The organism is Halalkalibacterium halodurans, assembly GCF_005671335.1.
In the GTDB taxonomy this organism is placed as follows: domain Bacteria; phylum Bacillota; class Bacilli; order Bacillales; family Bacillaceae_D; genus Halalkalibacterium; species Halalkalibacterium halodurans.
The window spans coordinates 2,505,434-2,527,577 of the sequence record NZ_CP040441.1; the positions used below are offsets into that span (position 1 = coordinate 2,505,434).

The 22,144-nt window shown below is 44.3% G+C and carries 21 protein-coding genes; all 21 read right to left on the reverse strand.

The window, feature by feature from the left end; genetic code table 11:
- Positions 1 to 17: 17 nt before the first annotated feature.
- Complete coding sequence (locus FED51_RS12090) at positions 18 to 683, reverse strand: AAA family ATPase (RefSeq protein ID WP_010898532.1); 666 nt, start codon at positions 681 to 683, stop codon at positions 18 to 20.
- Positions 676 to 927: a hypothetical protein gene (locus FED51_RS12095; RefSeq protein WP_010898533.1), complete on the reverse strand. Its 252-nt coding sequence runs from the start codon at positions 925 to 927 to the stop codon at positions 676 to 678. The genes FED51_RS12090 and FED51_RS12095 overlap by 8 nt, the downstream gene beginning before the upstream one ends.
- A 31-nt stretch (positions 928 to 958) precedes the next feature.
- Entirely contained in the window at positions 959 to 2,371 is a 1,413-nt protein-coding gene (locus FED51_RS12100) for an AAA family ATPase (protein WP_053430983.1), read from the reverse strand.
- On the reverse strand, positions 2,358 to 3,356 hold the full coding sequence (locus tag FED51_RS12105) for a metallophosphoesterase family protein (protein ID WP_053430982.1): 999 nt from the start codon (positions 3,354 to 3,356) through the stop codon (positions 2,358 to 2,360). Before FED51_RS12105 ends, FED51_RS12100 begins: the two co-directional genes overlap by 14 nt.
- 122 nt (positions 3,357 to 3,478) lie before the next feature.
- A complete protein-coding gene (recA, locus tag FED51_RS12110) occupies positions 3,479 to 4,528 on the reverse strand; it encodes a recombinase RecA (protein ID WP_010898536.1) in 1,050 nt (349 codons plus the stop codon).
- Positions 4,529 to 4,718: 190 nt separating this feature from the next.
- Positions 4,719 to 6,338 (reverse strand): DEAD/DEAH box helicase, encoded by a 1,620-nt coding sequence (locus FED51_RS12115; RefSeq protein ID WP_407901190.1) that lies wholly within the window; start codon positions 6,336 to 6,338, stop codon positions 4,719 to 4,721.
- On the reverse strand, positions 6,313 to 7,575 hold the full coding sequence (locus FED51_RS12120; protein WP_053430980.1) for a competence/damage-inducible protein A: 1,263 nt from the start codon (positions 7,573 to 7,575) through the stop codon (positions 6,313 to 6,315). The genes FED51_RS12115 and FED51_RS12120 overlap by 26 nt, the downstream gene beginning before the upstream one ends.
- 18 nt (positions 7,576 to 7,593) lie before the next feature.
- Positions 7,594 to 8,172, reverse strand: coding sequence for a CDP-diacylglycerol--glycerol-3-phosphate 3-phosphatidyltransferase (gene pgsA / locus FED51_RS12125; RefSeq protein ID WP_010898539.1), 579 nt, complete (start codon positions 8,170 to 8,172; stop codon positions 7,594 to 7,596).
- Positions 8,173 to 8,208: 36 nt separating this feature from the next.
- Positions 8,209 to 8,703 carry a YajQ family cyclic di-GMP-binding protein gene (locus FED51_RS12130; protein ID WP_010898540.1) on the reverse strand — a complete coding sequence of 165 codons (495 nt, stop codon included), beginning with the start codon at positions 8,701 to 8,703 and terminating at the stop codon, positions 8,209 to 8,211.
- Between the two features lie 140 nt (positions 8,704 to 8,843).
- Positions 8,844 to 9,716 (reverse strand): helix-turn-helix domain-containing protein, encoded by an 873-nt coding sequence (locus tag FED51_RS12135; protein WP_053430979.1) that lies wholly within the window; start codon positions 9,714 to 9,716, stop codon positions 8,844 to 8,846.
- 16 nt (positions 9,717 to 9,732) lie between these two features.
- Positions 9,733 to 10,506, reverse strand: a complete 774-nt coding sequence (locus tag FED51_RS12140) for a DUF3388 domain-containing protein (RefSeq protein WP_010898542.1) — start codon at positions 10,504 to 10,506, stop codon at positions 9,733 to 9,735.
- Between the two features lie 309 nt (positions 10,507 to 10,815).
- Positions 10,816 to 11,070, reverse strand: a complete 255-nt coding sequence (locus tag FED51_RS12145; RefSeq protein WP_010898543.1) for a DUF3243 domain-containing protein — start codon at positions 11,068 to 11,070, stop codon at positions 10,816 to 10,818.
- 96 nt (positions 11,071 to 11,166) lie between these two features.
- Entirely contained in the window at positions 11,167 to 11,895 is a 729-nt protein-coding gene (gene ymfI / locus FED51_RS12150) for an elongation factor P 5-aminopentanone reductase (RefSeq protein WP_010898544.1), read from the reverse strand.
- Positions 11,892 to 13,190, reverse strand: coding sequence for an EF-P 5-aminopentanol modification-associated protein YfmH (yfmH, locus tag FED51_RS12155; protein WP_010898545.1), 1,299 nt, complete (start codon positions 13,188 to 13,190; stop codon positions 11,892 to 11,894). The genes ymfI and yfmH overlap by 4 nt, the downstream gene beginning before the upstream one ends.
- Positions 13,187 to 14,482 (reverse strand): EF-P 5-aminopentanol modification-associated protein YfmF, encoded by a 1,296-nt coding sequence (gene yfmF, locus FED51_RS12160; protein ID WP_053430978.1) that lies wholly within the window; start codon positions 14,480 to 14,482, stop codon positions 13,187 to 13,189. Before yfmF ends, yfmH begins: the two co-directional genes overlap by 4 nt.
- A gap of 53 nt (positions 14,483 to 14,535) precedes the next feature.
- Positions 14,536 to 15,264, reverse strand: coding sequence for a GntR family transcriptional regulator (locus FED51_RS12165; protein ID WP_010898547.1), 729 nt, complete (start codon positions 15,262 to 15,264; stop codon positions 14,536 to 14,538).
- A gap of 50 nt (positions 15,265 to 15,314) precedes the next feature.
- Positions 15,315 to 17,684 (reverse strand): FtsK/SpoIIIE family DNA translocase, encoded by a 2,370-nt coding sequence (locus FED51_RS12170; RefSeq protein WP_053430977.1) that lies wholly within the window; start codon positions 17,682 to 17,684, stop codon positions 15,315 to 15,317.
- A 153-nt stretch (positions 17,685 to 17,837) separates the two neighbouring features.
- A complete protein-coding gene (locus tag FED51_RS12175) occupies positions 17,838 to 18,059 on the reverse strand; it encodes a YlzJ-like family protein (RefSeq protein ID WP_053430976.1) in 222 nt (73 codons plus the stop codon).
- A complete protein-coding gene (locus tag FED51_RS12180; protein ID WP_053430975.1) occupies positions 18,056 to 18,826 on the reverse strand; it encodes a ClpP family protease in 771 nt (256 codons plus the stop codon). The genes FED51_RS12175 and FED51_RS12180 overlap by 4 nt, the downstream gene beginning before the upstream one ends.
- 113 nt (positions 18,827 to 18,939) lie before the next feature.
- Entirely contained in the window at positions 18,940 to 20,607 is a 1,668-nt protein-coding gene (locus FED51_RS12185) for a ribonuclease J (protein WP_010898551.1), read from the reverse strand.
- Between the two features lie 543 nt (positions 20,608 to 21,150).
- A complete protein-coding gene (gene dapA, locus FED51_RS12190) occupies positions 21,151 to 22,032 on the reverse strand; it encodes a 4-hydroxy-tetrahydrodipicolinate synthase (protein WP_041820641.1) in 882 nt (293 codons plus the stop codon).
- Positions 22,033 to 22,144: the final 112 nt, after the last annotated feature.

Sequence of the window (22,144 nt, forward strand, 5' to 3'; positions counted from 1 at the left end):
GGTGATACAGGAGATTGTCAAGTGTTGTCAATTTTAACAACTTCGCTGACACCATCGCGAATGTCAACATGATAGGCTGTGTCCCCTGACTCCGCCAAGTGATGATTATGGGTAATCATTAAGATTTGGCGCCCAAACATCGTAGCTAATGACCTCAAAAACTCATAAAGAGGCTGGACATATTCCTCGGAGACGTGCTTGCCTGGCTCGTCAAGCAAAATCGGGCCTGGCATGGACGGTTGTATCGTTTCAAGCAATGCAACCCTAAGGGCGAGAGTGACGATGTCGACTACCCCGCCTCCTCTCGATTCCTGTGGCTTCGTTTTGACTTTTACTCCCTCGTATTCTGTTAACACGTAAAATTCAGCGACCGCTTTGCTTCCATGCTCTTCAAGTTCAATGTGAAAGGAAAACAACGGTCCAAACACATATTGTAGAGCATTCGTTACGAGCGATTCTATTTGTTGCTTCGCTTGCTCCCGTGCATATTCTGCAGACTGTTGCAAGAGAATTCGCGCCTTTTCATAAACATCCCTTGTCTCACGAAAAGATTCTAGCTGTTTTAGCTTTTCATCCAATTGCTTTAGCAGTAGCTGTCTTGTCGCATCAAGCCGTTGCCACTCTTCATTCGCTTTCTTCAATCGTTGCTGGACGCTCGCAAAATGGACAACATACTCACTCATCCCGCAACAGTTCCTTTGGAATTAAATCCATCGTTTCCTGGAGGCCTTTTTCGATTTCCCGCTCCAAGCGTGCAATTTCTCCTTCTAAATCCTCAGGTTTTACGCCAAGCTCCTCCAAATCTTCCAATAGGCGTTTTCGCTGGTTTTCAAGCTCCTCTAGTTTCGCTTCAGCTCGGTAGCGCATATCCTTTCCTTTTTCAATCGCTTCCTTCATTTTTGCTAGCTGTTGTTCTACTTGTTTCATGGTTCCATCCTCCAAATCTTTACTCAACCGATCAGTGGCGAATCGCCTGACCACAGGTCGGGCACGTACCTTCCTGTAAAAGAAGCTGATGATGGTCATGCTCAAGCTTGATCAGTTCTTGTTTTGTTTTATGTAAGAAGGCTTGTCCATCGTCCATTCGTTTTCTCACGTGTTCAACTTGTTGCTGTAACTCTTTTAGTTTCCCCAGCTTTTCGAGCTGGACGTTTAACTGTCCAATCTGCTCGTTCGCTATGACGGCCCCATTCGATTGATCTTTTTTTTCTTGCCATTGAATCCGCTCTTGTTCATAGTTCCGCCATCTACGATAGATAGTGTCAAGGTGTTGCTTCCGTTCGTAATAAGCTTGCAGCTTATGAAAGTTGACGATCCGATCTGTTGTGACAAAGGACGTTTTTTCAAACGCCGCAAAGGCATGATGCTTAACCCTTTCCTGTTCGTCCCAATACCGCTTATGTTTAGATAGGACTTCAAGCCTTCCTTTTAGTTCACTCATTCTGTTCAACTGCTCATTCGCTAATGCCATTTGATTTGTTTTCTGAATCCATAAGTGGCACTTTGTCACCTGTGTCTTTAACTCACCTAGTTGGCGATGAAACTGACGATAAACCGTTAGGCGTGAGAGAGCCGCTTGAATCCTTTCATACCCATGGATCCACTCCTCAAGGTGTTGTACCCGCGTCAGCTGCCTCCGAACGTGGGCTTGTTGTTCCCTTTGTTGTTCCAGCGCGCGCTCGAATTCCATAAGCTTTTTCTTTTTTTCCTCAAGCTGGTGAAGCTCGTTCATTTTCTGTTCCGCTTGTTCAAGCTTCCGCTTATGTAAATCGAGCGATTGAAAAGGAAGCAATTCCCCCTCGATTCGTTGTGCCTCTTCTTCATCATACTTCATTTTTTGATTCAATCTCGAGAGGTCTTTCGTCGTATCGCGTATCGCCATGTCCAAAAAGTGTGCACCACTAATTCGACCGATTGCTTTTGCTCGGATCGCTCCTGTCTGATCAAGGAGAAATGGTCCGTCAAGCTGTTGAGCAACGTGAAGCTGGATTTCATGATCACGGTCAATTCGAAGTGGCTTCATTCCGTGGGCGTCCAGCACCTCTTGTGGAACATGAATACCAAATCCCTCTAGGATAAGGTCTTCCTCCTCTGGCCGCTTTATGACATAACGATTCTTCGAAGGAGTACGTTCACGAACAATGGTTGTTCCATCAGTAAACGTCACACGAACACGGACAAAATCAGCACCTGCCCTCATGAAGTCCGTCCCTCTTGGCAAATTAAACAAGGCCCAGCGAATGGCCCGTAAGATTGAGGTCTTTCCACTGTCAGATTCTCCGACAATGACATTCATCCCTTCGCCAAATTCAATAACCGTATCAAGGTGTGATTGAAAATTTTCAAGCCTGACCTGATTAATCGTACTCATGTTCCCCACCTTTCCAAGCTTCCTCAATGACGGTAATTCTCCTTAATGCCTCTTGTTTCACCGGTTCTTCCACATTGGACATCGCCGCAATTTCATTGATCACATCATTCATATTTAACGACTGGAATTCGGCATGCTCTTTCACTTGCTGAATAAAGGCATGAAGTTTTTCTTCTTGATTTACAGACTTTTCTAAAAAGCTCCGATCAAGAACCTCTTCGCCATTTTTCGCTGATTGTAGCGGACGCTCCTTTAAATCAATACCATCTTTTGTAATCGTCCCTAAAATGACCGTAGGAGTGCGGACAAGCTCTGTCCAGTGGTTGTTAATCCGAGCAATGGCCCCTGGGTTGCATATGTAACGTCCGTCCTTTTGTTTAATGCCAAAGCCACCGTGAAAATGGCCTGTTAACAACACGTCCGCACTTGTTCCCCATATATGATCGATCAATGTATGTGGAATTCCTTCCGGCAAGGCTTTCTCAACGAGCATACTATGAACGAGATGGACCATCACATCCGCTTCATGGACATTCACCGGATAATAGTCAAGCTTCGGATCTCGCTGATCAATATCGTAATGGTACGGCTGGCCAGAAATTTGGACTTTCACTCCATCTTTTTCAACTAACACGGGCGTTTGTGGATCGATAATGTGAATGATTCCAAATGAATGAAGCAATCCAAGCATCGTGCGTGAAATCGTCTCAGGATTATGCCCAAATGTGTCATGATTTCCAGCAATCGCGTAGATCGGCCGTGAGGTTTTACGGAAAATTTGCGCAAACTGACCGACAACATTTGGTGAAAGGTCAGGCCGATCAAACACATCCCCCCCATGGAGCAGCATATCCACTTTTTCCGTCTCTGCGATCTCCATTACTTCATGGAGCTTGTGTTTTAACGTTTCCACGAACGGATCTAACCGATTTTTCGGTGCTGTTCCGCGAATATGTGTATCTGTAAAATATAAAAATTTGATCATTTGCTCGTCTGTGGCTTAATCAGAAGCCTTCGCACCTACCTTTCCATTAAACTATGGGATGACCGTAACGAAAATCCCCCCTATGTCTATTGTAACGTTAGGGGGGACGTACAGCACGTATATTATTTCAAATCGAGTGGGAGATCTTCAAACTCCTCTTCCGATGGAGCCTCCACCTCAATCTCTCCGTTCAAACCGTAATGCTCGCGAATTCGGCTTTCAATTTCCTCCGCAGCTTCAGGGTTTTCCTTTAAAAATTGTTTCGCATTCTCGCGCCCTTGACCGAGACGCTCGTCATTGAAGGAATACCAAGCTCCGCTTTTTTGCACAATATCAAGCTCAGAAGCAATATCTAAAATCGAGCCTTCACGGGAAATCCCTTCACCGTACATAATATCCACTTCCGCTTGTTTAAACGGAGGAGCCACTTTGTTTTTCACGACTTTAATTTTCGTCTTGTTACCGACCATATCGTTTCCTTGCTTTAACGTCTCTGCACGGCGCACTTCGAGACGAACAGAGGAATAGAACTTAAGCGCTCTTCCCCCCGGTGTCGTTTCCGGGTTTCCGAACATAACACCAACTTTTTCACGAATTTGGTTAATGAAAATTGCAATTGTTTTTGACTTATTGATCGCACCTGAAAGCTTCCGAAGCGCTTGAGACATTAGGCGTGCTTGCAAGCCAACATGGCTGTCACCCATCTCCCCTTCTATTTCCGCTTTCGGTACAAGAGCTGCCACACTGTCGATGACAATGACGTCAATGGCCCCGCTGCGAACTAACGCTTCAGCGATTTCCAACGCTTGTTCTCCGGTATCAGGCTGTGACAATAAAAGCTCATCAATGTTTACACCTAGCTTTTTCGCATAAACCGGATCAAGGGCATGTTCCGCATCAATAAACGCAGCTTGACCACCATTTCTTTGCACCTCTGCAATCGCATGGAGGGCAACGGTCGTTTTACCAGATGATTCTGGACCATACACTTCAATAACTCTTCCACGAGGGTATCCGCCAACACCAAGGGCGATGTCAAGGGCAAGAGCACCGCTGGAAATGGTAGATACACGTTGTTCTGCTTGTTCTCCCAGCTTCATGATCGAGCCTTTTCCGAATTGCTTTTCAATTTGTCGTAACGCCATGTCCAACGCTGCTTTACGATCACTCATCTATCATCTCTCCTCTATTGATACGATCAATTATACAAATAGGCGAATCTATGTTTCGTTCCTTTTCTATCATACAATGTTTTGATCCATTTGCCAACCATTTTTACGAACATTTATTCGCTTTTTTATCATAGAAGATGAAGAAAAGGACTGAATGCGCTCAGCCCTCTCCAACGATTATCGTTCGACTCTATTTTTGAAATGTTCTTCGCTGTGATTCCCGCTTTGGACGAGGTTTTGCTGGCTCAAGGTTCACACGAGCACCGTTGATCCTTGAGTAACGAAGCGCTTCATAAACAAACGGAGCCACTTCTTCAGGCACTTCAACAAACGTGAATTTTTCAAAGATGTCGATTCGGCCGATCGCCTTACCAGGAATGCCAACAAGCTCTGCAATCTCCTCGACAAGAATCTTTGGACTCATATTCACATTTCTACCAACATTGATAAAGAAACGGACCATGCCTTTGGCACCACCGGTTTCCCCAAAGCTATATCCCGCATCCTCAGGAGCTGTGTCCATCGCGTAGTTTAATTGAAGGAGAGCAGAGATCACCTCTTTTGAATCGTACTCTGCCATCAACTCTTCAGTCATTTGCTCGAAGAGGTGCTTTTGGTTAGAGCCTTTCTCAATTCGATGGGCGATTTGCTTCTTCCATGATTCTTTTTGTTTTTCCACCACATCTTCAATCGTTGGCACTTCTTGAGACGGGATTGACATTTTAATTTCTTGTTCGATCGAACGGAGATGTTTCATTTCCCTTGGCGTGACAAGCGTAAGTGCAAGCCCTTTACGTCCTGCACGGCCTGTACGACCGATCCGGTGAACATAGCTTTCTGGATCTTGGGGAATATCATAATTGATCACGTGAGAGACGTTCCCCACGTCAATCCCTCTCGCCGCCACATCGGTGGCAATCAAGAATTCAATCGATGAGTCACGGAATTTCCGCATAACTGCATCACGCTGAGATTGTGTTAAATCACCGTGTAATCCATCGGCAATGTAACCGCGAGCTTGCAATGCTTCCGTTAGCTCTGCCACACCTTTTTTCGTCCGGCAAAACAAAATTCCAAGATCAATCTGCTCGCTGTCAATAATCCGGCAAAGAGAATCTAATTTATTCCGCTCTAACACTTTATAATAAAATTGATCGATAGAAGGTGCTGTCACTTCTCGTCGATTGATGGATACGGTTTGTGGATCGTTCATATATTTGCGAGATAGCTTTTTAATCGCTGGCGGCATCGTCGCAGAGAAAAGCAAGGTTTGGCGCTCATTTTTCACCTGGCGCAGAATGGACTCGATATCATCGATAAAGCCCATATCAAGCATTTCATCAGCTTCGTCTAAAATCACTGTATTAACGTGGTCTAAAATTAACGTTTTCCGACGCAGATGATCGATAATACGACCCGGTGTCCCAATGACGACTTGAACTCCTTGTTTTAAAGCTTTGATTTGATGAACAATCGATTGTCCCCCATAAATCGGAAGGGTACGAATTTTTTTGTGCTTGGAAAGCTTTTGAATTTCTCCTGACACTTGGATTGCTAGCTCTCGTGTAGGTGTTAAGATAAGAGCCTGTACATGGCGGCCCGTCGTCACTTTTTCCACTACTGGTATGCCAAATGCAGCTGTTTTTCCTGTTCCTGTTTGGGCTTGGCCAATGACATCACCACCTGCAAGGATTGCAGGAATCGCCTTTGCTTGGATAGGAGATGGCTCTTCAAATCCCATCTCAATAATCGCCTTTTTAATTTCTTCTCCAATTTGTAACTCATTAAACTTTATCATTGCTTCGTTCATTCCACCTTTTTATTCTGTTCAAGATCTGCTGACATCCGTGCTTTAATGTGCGCTCACGAATCTGTTCACGGCTGCCAGAAAGTTGAAGGGTGATCGCTTCCGGCTCGTCATCTCGGAAGCACAAACCGATAAATACCGTACCTGGTTCTTTTCCTTCGGATGGTGACGGTCCAGCTACACCTGTAAAACTGATCGTCACATCGGCCTTTGTTAGCTTTTTCACTCCTTGTGCCATCGCTATAGCACATTCTGGGCTGACTGCCCCGTGCTGTTCTAACACGTGTGGAGGGACGTTTAGCCAACTTTGCTTCATGTCATTAGTATATGTGGTTATCGCGGCAAGAAAACAGGCAGATGCCCCAGGAATATTTGTTATTCTGGCGCCGAATAATCCTCCTGTCAGGCTTTCTGCACTAGCAAGCGAAAGCCCCGTTTTCGTTAAACACGAAACGAGCTTTTCCATTAAAGAAGTTTCGTCATATCCATAAAAATAGTGACCGACCCGCTCACGTATCTTCCTCTCTGTTTCATCTAACAGCAGCGCTGCCTGTGTTTCATCATGATGCTTTACTGTTAACCTTAACGTGACTTCTCCTTCGCTGGCAAGGGGAGCAATCGTTGGGTTCGATTGACCATCTATGAGATCTTCTAGCTCGGTCTCAAGCTTCGATTCTCCGATGCCAAAAAAGCGCAGTACGCGGGAAATAATTTGCACATCGCCAACATGGCTGCTTAAGAATGGAATGACTTGCTCTGTCACCATCGGTCTCATTTCCCGTGGCGGACCTGGTAAAAGAACATAGGTGACCCCTTGATGGATCGTCGCCATACCTGGTGCCATGCCATAATGATTTTGAAAAATAGTAGCCTCTTTCAGGACGAGTGCTTGTTTGCGATTGTTTTCCGTCATTGGCAAGTTTCGTTTCTCAAAAAAGGAAACAATTTGCTCAAGGGCTACTTCATCGATCACAAGCTCTTTGTGAAGAAACGATGCCACAACCTCTTTAGTCAAATCATCCTTCGTTGGCCCCAGTCCCCCAGTGAGGATGATCAACTCGGAACGTTTACTTGCGATTTCAAGCGTTTCCTGAAGTCTTGTCGCGTTGTCACCAACGACAGAGTGATAAAAAACGTCAACCCCTGCTTTTGCTAGCTGCTGCGAGAGGAATTGGCCATTTGTATTCGCAATTTGTCCTAAAAGCAGTTCTGAACCGACAGCAATTACTTCTGCTTTCATGTGAAAATTCCCTCAGTCCTACTTAGATTTCAACAAAAACTCTTTGTTTTTCAGGAAATAATCGACGCCTGAAACAATCGTTAAAATGGTAGCAACCCATAACGCGATTATCATAAAAGGAAAACCTACTGCAGCAAAAGGAACGTTATAAAGCAAGCAGGCAATAATCGCCACGATTTGCGAGACCGTTTTCCATTTTCCGAGCTTACTTGCTGCGATCACTGCTCCGTCAGAGGCGGCCACAAGACGAATTCCTGTGACAGCAAACTCACGACTAATGATGATGATGGCCATCCATGCTGGAATTGTTCCAATTTCTACAAGTCCCACTAATGCCGCCGTCACGAGCAGTTTGTCAGCCAGCGGATCAAGGAACTTCCCAAAATTAGTGACAAGCTTCCATTTCCTCGCATAATAACCGTCAAGCCAATCAGTAGCAGCCGCTAATACAAACAGAAACAGAGCGACTAAATGCGAAACAGGGATTTCCACACCGAACAGCACCGCTGTACCTAACGGAATGGGGGCGAGCAAAAACAGCATAAATAACGGGATTAAGCCTATTCGTGATAACGTGATCTTATTTGGTACGTTCACCGTATTCGACCCTTTCTTTTATGCTATCCTTACGAATTATCGCATATTAACAAACTGTACGGGAAAGTCCAAGTCTTGCTCTTTCACCAATTGAATCACTTGCTGTAAATCATCGATATTCTTACCCGTTACCCGAATTTGATCATTTTGGATTTGCGCTTTCACTTTTAATTTTGAATCACGAATAAGCTTTGTCAGCTTCTTTGCCCGCTCACCTTCAATTCCCGAGAGAAGGGTAACCACTTGGCGAACCGTGCCGCCAGCCGCACGCTCAATCTTTCCAAAATCCATCGTCTTTTGTGATAATCCCCGCTTAATAAACTTTGATTTTAAAATGTCGATAACACTTTCTAATTTGTACTCATCGTCTGAAATGAGGGTAACTTGCTCATCCCCTGTTCGCTCGATTGAGCTTTTTGAGCCTTTAAAGTCATAACGATTCGTAATTTCTTTCATCGCTAAATTAATGGCGTTATCCACTTCTTGAAGGTTTACCTCTGAGACAAGATCAAAAGAATGCTCTTTTGCCACGTTCATCATCCTTTCATACTGCATTGAAAGCAACGTTTTTAGGCCTACGTAACATTGTACCATAATATGGACTCATTTCGTAATTTTAAATCACATTAAAAGAAAAAAGCTACTGATGAGCCAGTAGCCATAGGTCGTTCTTAACGTTCTGATGGGTTAAACACAATGTTCACACGTTGATGTGGGGTGTCAAGAGGGAATTCGAATGCCTCGTCATTAATCGTCAAGTTAACAAAAGTGGAAGCGCCGAAATTAAATTCAATTTCCTCTTCTCCACTAAAGTCATAAGTCTGCTCATCACCTTCTCCGGCATTGGCAGCAAAAAATGTATTTCCAAGGCCATTCTCAATCGCCACATAAGACGTCCCATCAAATGTAATCTCAACATCAAATCGATCGGTTCCACTCAATTCATAATAGGAACGATTGCCAACAGATTCAATGTGAACAAGCTCTGATTCATCAGCCTCTTCCGCTTGCTCGTCTTCGGCAGCATCGCTTCCATTGTCCTTTGGTTGCTCTTCTTCCTCTTCAACTTCTTCTACGCCGGGATCTTCACCAACTTCCGCTTCCACATCATGCTCTTCTGGCGGTGGCTCTTGTGCCCGATCGTTCCCTTGTGCAAAATACCAAATGCCGATCGCAAGCAATAAAATCGCCGCTACAGCAGCCACCATCGGCAAGAGGGAAAACAACTTTGATTTTTTCTTTGGCACAGGTGGTGCGGTACGCTTCATACGTTCACTACGAGCCGGTCGATCTGGCAAATCTTTTTGCGGGTTTGGCAATTCATTCGAAAACTCATCAAATAACTGCTCAGGATCGAGCCCTACCGCTTCTGCATACGTTTTAATAAAAGCTCTCGCATAAAATACGCCTGGCAGTACATCATAGCGTCCTTCTTCAATCGCAAGTAAGTAGCGCTTTTGAATCTTAGTTGTTCTTTGTAAATCATCCAGTGATAATTGTTTTTCCTCACGTATTTCTCGCAAACGTTGACCTAATTCTGACACTTTTAACACCTACCAACTAACTAATATCGAAAGAAGAGAATCCAGATTCCACCATATCATATGTAATTTCTTCTCCTTCTTCATTCCGCAGCTCGATTATGCAATCGAAATCGTCGAGTTCGTATTCTGTTTCACGAATAAAAATATCTGGGTGTTCCACTACCTTTACAGCTGGCAATCTCATAATGTCGCGAACAAGCATGCGATGCTTTTCATTAGCTCTCATCGTTGAAACAATGCCATCGATGATGTAAATATGCTCTTCGCTCAGCTCATCATCCGCCAGTTGACTTCGTACGGTTTGCCGCAAAAGAGTAGAAGAAATAAACGACCATCGCTTGTTTGCACAGACGCTAGCAGCAACAATTGACTCCGTTTTTCCAACACGCGGCATCCCACGAATACCGATTAAATAATGCTCGTTGCGCTTAAACAATTCGGCCATAAAATCAACAAGCAAGCCGAGCTCCATACGAACGAATCGAAACGTTTTGCGGTCGTCTGCATCACGTTCAATATAACGACCGTGGCGAATCGCTAACCGATCACGGAGTCGTGGCTCACGAAACTTTGTCACAGTGATATCTTCAATCGTCTCTAAAATCGTACGAAATCGCAAAATCTGGTCGTCATCGACGCTACGAATTAACATCCCTCGACGCATATCATCGACACCGTTGATTGTCACAATATTACAAGAAAGCATTCCGAGTATTGATGAAATATCGCCTAAAAGGCCTGGACGATTTTTATGAATTTGATATTCTAGGTACCATTCTTTCACGCTCATCAACTGTCATCCCCTTATGAAGTACAAAGGATCATTCCAAACGCCTAACAGCTTAATTTCACATAAGAAGGGGCTACTTTCTAACAAATGTTAACTAACCTTTATAATAATTCATTTTCTACTTATTGAAAAGGGATTTCTGTCATAACCCATAAAATCACACCGAAAAAAGTCGTTTTATGAAAATAGCCCTGGAAATCATCATAAAATCGTAAACATTGTGTGAGACTAGAAAGGAAAATTCCTCCTTATTTTCCAGTCTCAGAACCAGAAGAAAAAACGCCGCGACTGCGGCGTTTTTGATTTGTCTTATCTATAATCGCTACGAACGAGCTTTACCATCATGTTTGCAATCGCATGTTGCTCTTCTTCATTTGCGACTTTCCATAAATCAGCTAAGATGCGCTCTTGCTCATTTTGCGGCTCCACTTGCTTCGCCAAATATTCACCAACTTGATAAGCAACATCAGAAATAACACCATCGTTCATTCCTTCGGATTCGGCTTGTTGTAATCGATCGCCCAAAAAATCTTTCCACTGTTCCCAGTTGTCTAATACAGACATGTTGTACCCTCCTCAAATATCAATTTCGTGATTAGTGTGCCAAAGAGGGTGGAAAATATACACAAAACAGAAGGAAATATTTCTTTGGTCACTTTATTAACAATACCAGCCGCCATTTACGGACAATACGTGGCCATGAATGTAAGTCGCACGCTCTGAGCATAAGAACGCGACGGTTTCAGCGACTTCCATTGGAGTTCCTAGTCGGCCTGCTGGGATTTCTTCTGTAAGAGCTAAAACTTCCTCCTCCGTATAGCTTGAAAGCATGGAAGTGTTAATCGCTCCTGGAGCCACACCGTTCACTTGTATGCCGTTTGGCGCCATTTCTTTTGCTAACGCTTTAACGAAGCCATTCATGCCACTTTTCGCAGCCGAGTAGACGACCTCATACGCAGCACCTGTCTCACCCCAAACCGAAGAAACCGCCACTATCTTCCCGTAGCGGTTTCTTAGCATATGAGGGAGAAATCCCCGAGAGAGTTCCATGAAGCTAAACAAATGTTGTTGGAAAGTTCTCATGATGTCTGACGTGGACGTATCGAGAAACAGCTTTTCTACGCTTTGTCCTGCGCTATGTACGAACACATCGATCGCCGAGCCGCATTGGGTTAAAAGCTCCTCCACTCCAGCGGCATGGCTAAGGTCAGCCTTGACTGTGACCACTTCCGCCTGAAGCTGCTCGCAGGCAAGACGAACGTCGTCAATGCTCCGCTCATTTTGATAATAGTGTAAATAGAGGGTCGTATGAGGAGCGGCTAATGCCTTTGAAATGGCCGCCCCTATTCCCCCCGATGCACCAGTAACTAAAACCCGTCGCTGCTTCACCCTTCCTCATATCCTTCTGGCTTCACTTGGCAAACGGTGAAACGCTCTTTTTGGAAATGATCATGTAAAATGTCGGTTAGCTTCTCTACCGTTAAGGATTCCAACGTAGGAACAACATCAAACAAGTTCATTTTATTGAATTCATAACGTGTAAATTGGTTGGCAATGAACTCAGGTGAATTAAGGGAGCGTAAAAATCCGCCAATTTTCTTTTTAATGACTCGTTTTACTGCAGCTTCATCAAGAGGTTGCTCCTTAAACGCTTCGACCATCTCCTCAATACGTTCAGCCAATCGATTAGGTGATTTTGTATCACCGCCCATAATCGTAAACCCAAAACCGTATTCAGATGTGTGGTCAAATGAGAACGTATCATTAATGAGCCCTTCATCATCGAGCTGTTCGTATTGTTTTGATCCTTGGCCAAACATGAGCTCAAGTAAAACATTGATTCCTAGTTCGCGAACGAGTAGATCCTTCCCTTGCCGGACCGGTTGTTTTTCTTTATAACCGACTAAGCACTTTGGTGTTTGAACCGACATCGAAATCACGCTATGAGGCTTCGCCACCTTCTCAGGCTCTGCTGGGAAAAAGCGTTGAATGTCGCCTGCCGGCTTAAATTCTTTTTTCCCTTGATTCTCTTTGACTAGTGTCATCATCTCATTTACATCAACAGGGCCGACGATGAATAAGAGCATGTTGGACGGATGGTAAAACGTTTCATAGCACGTATAGAGCAAATCTTTCGTTATCTTAGAAATAGACGGAATCGTACCTGCAATGTCAATCTTCACTGGATGGTGCTCATACATGTTTTCAATCACACCAAAATAATTTCGCCAATCAGGGTTATCATCATACATTGTAATCTCTTGACCGATAATGCCTTTCTCTTTCTCCACCGATTCTTCGGTAAAGTAAGGATGTTGGACAAAATCGAGCAGTGTCTCTACATTTTTCTTTACGTTTGTCGTGCTTGAAAATAAATAAGCGGTTCGAGTAAAGCTCGTAAACGCATTACATGAGGCTCCTTGCTTGCTAAAAAGCTGGAACACATCCCCTTCTTCATCCTCAAACATTTTATGCTCTAAAAAATGAGCAATTCCATCGGGAACATGGAGCGCTTCTTTTTGGTTCAGCGGAATAAATTCTGAATCAATTGAACCATACTTCGTCGTAAACGTAGCATAGGTTTTGTTAAATCCTGTTTTCGGGAGGATGTATACGTCTAAACCGTTCGCCAGTTTCTCATGGTAAAGGGTTTCTTGTAATTGTTCAAAAGTTACGTTATTCACGCTTGCTCCTCCCCTTTCAAGAAATAAATGGTATCGAGAACCACTTTGTTAGCCGCAGCTACAACTTGCTCCTTCGTAATCGCATCGATTTCGGCAAGCCACTTCTCCAACGTTCGCTCATGATTACTGACGATATTATGATACATCACTTCAATTTGACCCCTAGGAACGTCAGCCGTTTCTAACAATTGATTTTTTAACATGGCTTTCGTTTGCTCAAGCTCTTTATCCGTAAAACGACCGTTTTTCATTTCTTCGAGCTGTTCTTTAATAATGGTGACCGCTTTTTCGTAATTGGTAAATTCAATCCCTGACATGACGATAAGTAGTCCTTTATGGCTTTCAAACCTAGAAGCTGCATAATATGCTAAGCTTTCTTTTTCCCTTACATTAATAAAAAGCTTTGAATGAGAGAAACCGCCAAACAAGCCGTTCATCACTTGCATGGCGACATAATCTGGGTCGCCATACGTTGTATACGCCCGAAAACCAATGTTTAGCTTTCCTTGCTTAACGTCTTGTTTTTCGATGACCTCACGAGCTTCCTTCACTTCAGGGCTTGGAATAGAGGCAGGTACACTATCCGTCTTCGCTTCCTTTTGATACGTTGCTAGCTTTGAAAAAGTGTCCTCCACTGTACTCATGAGCGACGGGTCCCCTTTTTCGCCTAAAACGAACAGGTCGATCCTGTCGGAGTGTAGCATTTGTTCATAATAACGGTAAAGCTCCTCTGCAGATAGCTGTTCAACCTGCTCACGTGTTCCGTAAACAGATAAACCAAACGGTTCGTCCTTGCACATTTCTTCTGTCACTCGCAGGCTCGAATATCTCATCTTGTCATCATAAAGGGATTCAATGCGCTCTAAAAGAGAACGCTTCTCACTTTTGACGACCGCCTCATCGAACTTGTTGCCACTCACCTTTGGTTCAAGTAATACTTCTGCTAAAAGGGAGAGCCCTTTTTCGAAAAGGGGTGTGGAATCAGAGAGAAACTCTTCATTTGCCACATCGAGGCGGATCGTTATAATGTGCTGTTCTCCTTTTTTCTGCACATCGGTTGCTAATGTTGCCCCGTACAAATCGTCCAATCGGTTTCGCAGGTCACTCCTCGTTGGACTTTTCGCCGTACTGTTTTGTAATACGTTCGCAAGCAATGCTCGCTTGGCGACCGTCTCTTTTTCAAGGGGTGCCTTTACCATTAACATGAGCGTGTTTGTTTTATACTTATCCGTTTTCAATAGATGCACATGAAGCCCGCCAGCTCGGGCATAGCTTTCCTGCAATTCATTCAATTCATTCAGCTCCTTTGTCTATCTATAGGAAAAGTCGATACGTTTTCTTTAGGTTATGCCTTCACACGTTTTCTTACAACGTGGAACGTAAATTTATCTGCACGAAAGTAGTTATAAGAGTAAAGAACGGGTGTATCATATTGGTCATAGTGCATCTGTTTAAGTAAAAGGAGCCCTGTCTCTGCTTCACATTCTAAGATTTCAGATACCTTTTCATGGAAACCAATCGGTTCAATCGTTGTCACCGCATGGGTGATCATCCGATCAGAGCCAGATTCCAAATGGTCGAGAATGGAGTTGATCTCGTGAACAGAATGCTGCCCGATTAATTCAGCCGGAAGCTTGTCAAGACAGTAAACAATTGGCACCCCGTCGGCTGTCCGCACTCGTTCAATCATCATGAGCTGGTCTAGGTTATCTGTTTGAAACCTCCGCTTATCATCGTCTGTTGCTTCGATCTGATAAGAAGATAAAAAGATCGTCCCAGGCTCCATATCCGCATGGCGTATCATGTCGGTGACACTGTATAATTCCTCAATTCCTGCCGAAAAAAGAGGCTTCGTATGGACAAATGTGCCTACCCCATGTCTACGAACCACAACCCCCTCTTCTTCAAGCAGACGAAGGGCTTCTCGAAGTGTTGCCCGAGAGACACCTAACTGCTTGGACAGTTCAAACTCAGATGGGAGCTTCTCTCCTTCTTCATAGACACCCGCTTCCATATCATGCTTTAATTTATCAATGACCTGTAAATACAACGGCCTGTGATCGACTTTAATCACATGAATCCCCCCTTGATTCTCCCTCTCAAAAAATACTCCTTATGCAGCCATTAATGGGACGAAGCTTCATCGTCTTGTGCCTGAACGAGCACCTCTCTCGGCTTACTGCCTTCGTACGGGCCGACAATGCCTCTCGCTTCCATCTCATCAATGAGCCTCGCCGCACGTGTATAACCGATACGGAACCTTCGTTGTAACATGGAAACCGATGCTGAGTTCATTTCAATGACAAGGTTTACTGCATCATCATAGAGCTCATCATCCACTTTCTCTGTTACTTTCGTCTCTTCCGTCGGCGTCATTTCTTCAGCATATTGAGCTTTCTGCTGGGCGACGACAAATTCTACGATCGTTTCCACTTCTTCATCAGATAAAAAGGCCCCTTGGACACGGGTCGGTTTCGTTGCTCCCATTGGCAAGTAGAGCATGTCTCCACGGCCTAACAGTTTCTCGGCTCCACCTGTATCTAAAATCGTCCTGGAATCCGTCTGCGAGGAAACTCCGAACGCGATCCTTGACGGAATGTTTGCTTTGATGACACCGGTAATGACGTCCACTGATGGACGCTGTGTTGCTAATATCATATGAATACCAGCTGCCCGTGCCATTTGCGCAAGTCGAGCGATGGAATCTTCCACATCGCCTGAGGCAACCATCATTAAATCTGCAAGCTCGTCCACAATGACCACAATGTATGGCAACGTCGGTTGCTTTGCATCTTCCTTTTCATTTTGGCGCGTAATCATTTCATTATACCCTTCAATATTTCGCGTACCTGAATGGGAGAACAAATCATATCGTCTCTCCATTTCCGCAACGACTTTCTTTAAAGCCTGCGATGCTTTTTTCGGTTCAGTGACAACCGGTGTAAGCAAATGAGGAATGCCATTATAGACATTGAGCTCAACCATTTTCGGATCGATCATCATCAGCTTCACTTCGTGGGGCTTCGCCTTCAGTAAGATGCTCGTAATGATCCCGTTGATACAAACGCTTTTGCCGCTACCTGTCGCACCTGCCACAAGCAGGTGGGGCATTTTGTTTAAAGGGGCAAAAACAGGCTCACCAGAAATATCTCGACCAAGCCCAACCGATAATACGTTGCGATCCGCCTTAGCTTGCGGAGAATCAAGCACTTCCCTAAGCGTTACGATCGCCACTTCTTGATTCGGCACTTCAATCCCAATCGCTGATTTTCCAGGGATCGGCGCCTCGATGCGAATGTCTTTTGCGGCTAGAGCCAAGGCTAAATCATCGGCTAAGTTGACAATTCTGCTCACCTTCACTCCCACATGGGGATTCACTTCATATTTTGTCACAGCAGGACCTAAGTGTACCTTTGAAACGTGAGCTTTTACACCGAAGCTTTCAAGCGTTTTTCTTAGTTTTTCTGCGTTTTTATGTAGCAGTCGTTTCTCCATCGATTGATTTGGATTGTTTGGCAATTTCAATAACTCAATGGTTGGTAATTGATAATCATCATTCGGTGTTACAGCGGTTGCAAGCGATACAGTTGGCATCTCTTCTCCTTCTTGACCTTGAGATGCTAGCTTATCTTCCTCAGGTGCCTCTTTGTTCACCTGATCCTCTTGCTTAGCTGGTTTCACCTGCTGCTTAACCGTTGCATCATTTTTCGCTTCATGACTCACCCTCTGAGAAAAGTCGACGATCTCTAACGGTTGATCGTTTTCTTCTTGAGCAGGGTCTTCGTTACGGCTGCGTTTCGCCGCTTTTTTCTCTTTTCGTTCCTTCATCAGCTTACGATCTTGCTCCAGCTTTTCTTTTGATTCTTGACGAAATTGCTTCCATTCATTCCATGTCCCTTTGATAAAGTCGACTACCCATAAATACGTACGGCGGATCGCTTTTCCGAACAAATCTGTGATGGAATGGCCGGTAAGCAAAATCAATCCAGCCATAAATAAAATAAAACATAAAAACAATGTCCCACCGTCAGCAAATAAAAAATGGCTGGCTGCATAAGCTATCGCTCCGATCATCCCTCCTCCTAGATCGGAATGCTGAACCTCACCATACATATCAAGCCAAAATAAATTCCACGTGTTACGAATAACGGATTGATCGCTGAATCCTTCGTTTCCTTGGAGTTGTCCAAACAATCCTACATGGCTAAAAAGAAGGGCTGAAAGCAGCATCAAGTATAGGCCGCCGATCCTTCTTGACCATAGGGGTGGTTTCTCTCGCTTAACCATAATGTAAAGCGCGGCTACAAGCAGCGCAATTGAGAGAACGGCGTACCACTCTCCTAGGAAAAAACGAAACAACCGAACGAGCGTTTCACCGACCGTACCTAACTGTGCTAATGCGACTACGGCAATAACCAAAATGCCGAGCCCTACTAACTCAAAGGTTAGTTGGGATTGCCATGCAACTTTTTTCTTTTTTTTACGTTTAGCCATCGTGTCACCCTCTACTACTTAAACAATCAAGGAGGATGCTACATAAGAAGCAGCCATGTTGGCTGCTTCCACCATCCTTGGATGAAATTATTATAGCACAGACAAAAACATCACTGCATCCGAGGAAAACGGAAAATAGCAAGTTTCCCGTGCTTAAAGTTGCGGTTTCGCGTAAATCACCGTTCCGGGTGCGAACCTTGACTCTAAATAGTGACGAGGGTTGCTGCTTATTAAACGGACTACTCTGTATTCAGATGAGGACATCTCTTCTACGATCACCATCGCTCCGTCTACGTCAATGGTCCGCACATTTCCCGATGGCTGCGTGTCTTCATAGAAGATCGATTCATATGGAACCATCGTATACAATATCATTGCATCATTTCCCCTTCAGGATGGGGTAGCTGCTGCTTTTCGATGAGTTCCGTTAATTTCTGCATCGCTTTGCCGATCCCTCCCACTTCATCAATGAGTCCGTATGTTACGGCGTCAGTTCCAATGACGTTTGTCCCGATGTCCCTCGTTAAATTCCCTTTTGAAAACATGAGCTCCTTAAACTTTTCCTCCGAAATATGAGAATGTTTCGTCACGAAGCTAACGACCCGTTCCTGCATTTTATCTAAATATTCAAATGTTTGCGGTACACCGATGACAAGTCCTGTTAGCCGGACCGGGTGAATCGTCATCGTCGCAGTCTCAGCAATAAATGAATAATTAGCGGCGACCGCAATCGGAACGCCGATCGAATGACCCCCTCCTAATACGAGGGTGACGGTAGGCTTTGACATGGTCGCAACCATTTCGGCGATGGCAAGTCCTGCTTCAACATCTCCGCCCACCGTATTTAAAATGATCAGTAATCCTTCAATTTTTTTATTTTGTTCCGCGGCTACAAGCTGTGGAATAATGTGCTCATATTTGGTCGTTTTGTTTTGCGGAGGCAGCTGCATATGCCCTTCAATCTGACCGACAACCGTTATGCAATGGATATTGGACTGTTCCATTTCTGGAACGTTCGTTTGACCCAATTGCTGAATTTTTTCAATAATGCCTGAAGGCTTCCCTTCTTGATTAGGCTCTTGTTGCGGTTGCTCTGGCTGCTGAGGTTGCTCTGGCTGTTCATCTTGTCGTCCGTAATCCATGATCATCCTCCTTTTCATCGTGGTGTTAGTATAAACGGCAAGGGAGCATTTCATGCGACAGCGATATTTCTCAGAAGCAAAAAACTAGTCAGGAATCCCTGACTAGTTCATTTTTATACTTCCATAATAATTGGTAAAATCATTGGCCGACGCTTTGTTTTTTCAAACAAAAACCGACTGAGGACTTCACGAACATTGCTTTTCAATGAAGACCATTCGTTCACATTTTCGGTGACACATTTTTTTAACGTCTCGGTCACTAATTCATTCGCTTCTTCAATTAATTTTTCCGACTCTCGTACGTAAACAAATCCGCGCGAGATAATATTTGGTCCAGAAAGAATCGTTCCTGATTGTTTGTTTAACGTCACAACAACAACAAGGATGCCATCTTTTGAAAGGAGGCGACGGTCACGAAGAACAATATTTCCCACATCTCCGACACCTAGTCCATCAATAAGGACGTTACCAGATGGGACTTTGCCTGCCTTTCTTCCTTGACCATTTCGAAATTCAACGACTTCTCCTTTATCGACAAGAAAAATGGCCTCTTCTCTGATCCCTACACTTTTCGCTAACTCTTTATGAGCATGTTGCATGCGAAATTCACCGTGAATGGGGACGAAAAATTTTGGACGCATGAGGTTCAACATCAGCTTCAATTCCTCGGCGCTTCCATGCCCTGACGCATGAACCTTTCCATGACCGAAAATGACATCTGCACCAATACGGTGAAGTAAATCAACGATAGTGGATACACTTCTCTCATTTCCTGGAATTGGGGTTGCGGCGATAATCACCGTATCGTTTTCCGTAATCGTGATTTGACGATGCGCCCCTTTTGCCATCCGCGATAAAGCAGACATTGGCTCCCCTTGGCTACCGGTCGTAATAATCGCGACCCGTTCATCATCATATTTTGATACTTCCTCAATATCGATAAATAGATCATCCGGAGCCTCTAAGTAACCTAATCGTTCTGCGATCGAAACGACTTTGACCATGCTTCGCCCTGCTACAGCTAATTTCCGATTCGTTGCAATCGCTGCATGAATCACTTGCTGTACTCGATGGACATTTGACGCAAATGTTGTGACGATGATTCGGCCTTTTGTTTGCTCAAAAGCCTCTGCAATCCCCCGACCGACCTCCGTCTCTGACTTCGTCATCCCTGGGCGCTCTGCGTTCGTACTATCGGAAAGGAGACATAGCACCCCTTTGTGACCAATCGCCGCCATCTTTCCAATCTCAGCTTGCTTTCCATCTACAGGCGTTTGATCGAATTTGAAATCACCTGTATGAACAATAAAACCTTGTGACGTTTGAATGCAGATTCCTACCGAATCTGGAATGCTGTGATTTGTTCGAAAAAAGGAAACGGGGGTAGAGCCTAATTTTAAGCGAGAGTTACTATCAATAAGCTTTAACTTTGCTGAACGGATCAAGCCTGCTTCTTTTAGTTTTTCTTCAACTAAACCAAGAGTAAGCTTTGTTCCATAGACAGGGACATTTAACTTTTGCAATACATATGGCAAGCCGCCAATGTGATCTTCGTGACCGTGAGTGAGCAGGATGGCCCTTACTCGCTCTTCATTTTCCACTAAGTATGAAATATCCGGGATGACCACGTCAACCCCGAGCATTTCATCATCGGGAAACATTAAGCCTGCATCGATGACGAAAAGGTCATCGTCTACTTCTACGACGTACATGTTTTTGCCAATTTCACCTACGCCACCTAAGGCAAAAACACGAATGGATTCTGTTGTTTGCTTTGACAATTCTGTTCCTCCTACTTCTATTCAAAAAAAATAATCCTACATTTTCGTGAGCTACACAAGACAAATTTGTCCAATTTTTATCCCTATCTTAATTCAGCAAAAGTTAGTCAGGAGCCGACCTTTCATCCGCTTCCTCTAAATGGATCTCCTTCAAGTCATCACATGGCACCGTCACGATTGTGCATTCTTGAGACTAAGGAGCGTCCTCATAATGAAATAGTCGCCACCCAATAAAAAGTACCGTTCCATACACACCTTGAAAAAAAGTGACGCCAACGAACGATCGTTGACATACTGTATCCGAACTCATCACTTATGCTTAGTATACATGATCTCTCAAGTCGAAAACAAGTCTAGCTGTAAAATTGTGCTACGTTCCATATCCATAGCATTTTACCATGGAATATGTTCTTTCCTTTGCTTGGTTTTTCTGATGGAAGGAAAGTGATGGTTATTAACCTTCTCCACATACTTCCCCCATTCAAAGCTCGTTTCTATACTTTTCACATTATGTAAAAAAAGCGCCGAGTCCATTCGACGCTTTTACGAGACTTTCAACTGTTCAATTAAAAACTGTAAATGTTGCCGTTGCTCAGATGTAGGTGGCACGAGCGGTAAGCGGACACCACCTGTATCGAATCCTTTGATCTGCAAGGCGGCTTTCACACATGTAGGATTTGGCGCAGTAAATAAGCCTTTCATGATCGGCAAAAGCTTCCGGTGGAGATTTGCTGCATGCTCCACATCTCCACCCCGAAACGCCATCATCATTTGCTGCATTTCAGGTCCTATTATGTGGGAGGCGACCGACACGACCCCTTTTGCTCCGATGGATAAGGCCGGGAGTGTTAGCGAATCATCCCCACTATATAGATGAAACGTATCAGGGGTTTGCTCGATGACCGACACCATATGATCCAAATCACCGTTCGCTTCTTTTAATGAGGTAATATTCGGGATATAAGAGAGTTTCACAATTGTTTCCGCTGATAAATTCACAACGGAACGGCTCGGAATATTGTACAACATAACCGGCAAGTGTGTCGCTTCTGCGATCGCTGCAAAGTGAGCGTACATCCCTTCCTGAGACGGTTTATTGTAATAAGGTGTGACAGCCATAATGCCATCAACTCCAAGAGCCGTCGCTTTCTTCGTCAGTTGGGCGGAGACGTACGTATTGTTCGAACCTGTCCCTGCGATCACTGGAACTCGTTTGTTCACAACCGTGACAACTTTTTCAAATAGGGCTAGCTTTTCTTCTTCTCTCAATGTTGGTGATTCACCAGTCGTACCTGCTACAACGAGACCCTCTGTCCCATTGGCAAGCAAAAATTCCACAAGTCGTTCCACTTTTTCTAGATCAACATTTCCCTTTGCATCAAAAGGGGTGACCATGGCTGTAAGGACGTGGCCAAAGTCCATCATCATCATCTCCTAACAACGGCTGTATTTGCGCGAACAACAAGCGGTTCAGCCTCCTTCCTTAAAGGAAACTGGAACCGCCTAGCCTTTATCGTATACTATTCATTTACCCCTT

What these genes read in the sequence shown, in the direction of transcription:
- dapA (WP_041820641.1), bottom strand. Translation starts at nt 22,032, where the DNA reads ATGATGGACTTTGGCCACGTCCTTACAGCCATGGTCACCCCTTTTGAT.
- FED51_RS12170 (WP_053430977.1), bottom strand. Translation starts at nt 17,684, where the DNA reads ATGGCTAAACGTAAAAAAAAGAAAAAAGTTGCATGGCAATCCCAACTA.
- FED51_RS12105 (WP_053430982.1), bottom strand. Translation starts at nt 3,356, where the DNA reads ATGATCAAATTTTTATATTTTACAGATACACATATTCGCGGAACAGCA.
- FED51_RS12100 (WP_053430983.1), bottom strand. Translation starts at nt 2,371, where the DNA reads ATGAGTACGATTAATCAGGTCAGGCTTGAAAATTTTCAATCACACCTT.
- FED51_RS12145 (WP_010898543.1), bottom strand. Translation starts at nt 11,070, where the DNA reads ATGTCTGTATTAGACAACTGGGAACAGTGGAAAGATTTTTTGGGCGAT.
- FED51_RS12095 (WP_010898533.1), bottom strand. Translation starts at nt 927, where the DNA reads ATGAAACAAGTAGAACAACAGCTAGCAAAAATGAAGGAAGCGATTGAA.
- recA (WP_010898536.1), bottom strand. Translation starts at nt 4,528, where the DNA reads ATGAGTGATCGTAAAGCAGCGTTGGACATGGCGTTACGACAAATTGAA.
- FED51_RS12175 (WP_053430976.1), bottom strand. Translation starts at nt 18,059, where the DNA reads ATGATATTGTATACGATGGTTCCATATGAATCGATCTTCTATGAAGAC.
- FED51_RS12090 (WP_010898532.1), bottom strand. Translation starts at nt 683, where the DNA reads ATGAGTGAGTATGTTGTCCATTTTGCGAGCGTCCAGCAACGATTGAAG.
- FED51_RS12120 (WP_053430980.1), bottom strand. Translation starts at nt 7,575, where the DNA reads ATGAAAGCAGAAGTAATTGCTGTCGGTTCAGAACTGCTTTTAGGACAA.
- FED51_RS12115 (WP_407901190.1), bottom strand. Translation starts at nt 6,338, where the DNA reads ATGAACGAAGCAATGATAAAGTTTAATGAGTTACAAATTGGAGAAGAA.
- FED51_RS12140 (WP_010898542.1), bottom strand. Translation starts at nt 10,506, where the DNA reads ATGAGCGTGAAAGAATGGTACCTAGAATATCAAATTCATAAAAATCGT.
- FED51_RS12180 (WP_053430975.1), bottom strand. Translation starts at nt 18,826, where the DNA reads ATGGATTACGGACGACAAGATGAACAGCCAGAGCAACCTCAGCAGCCA.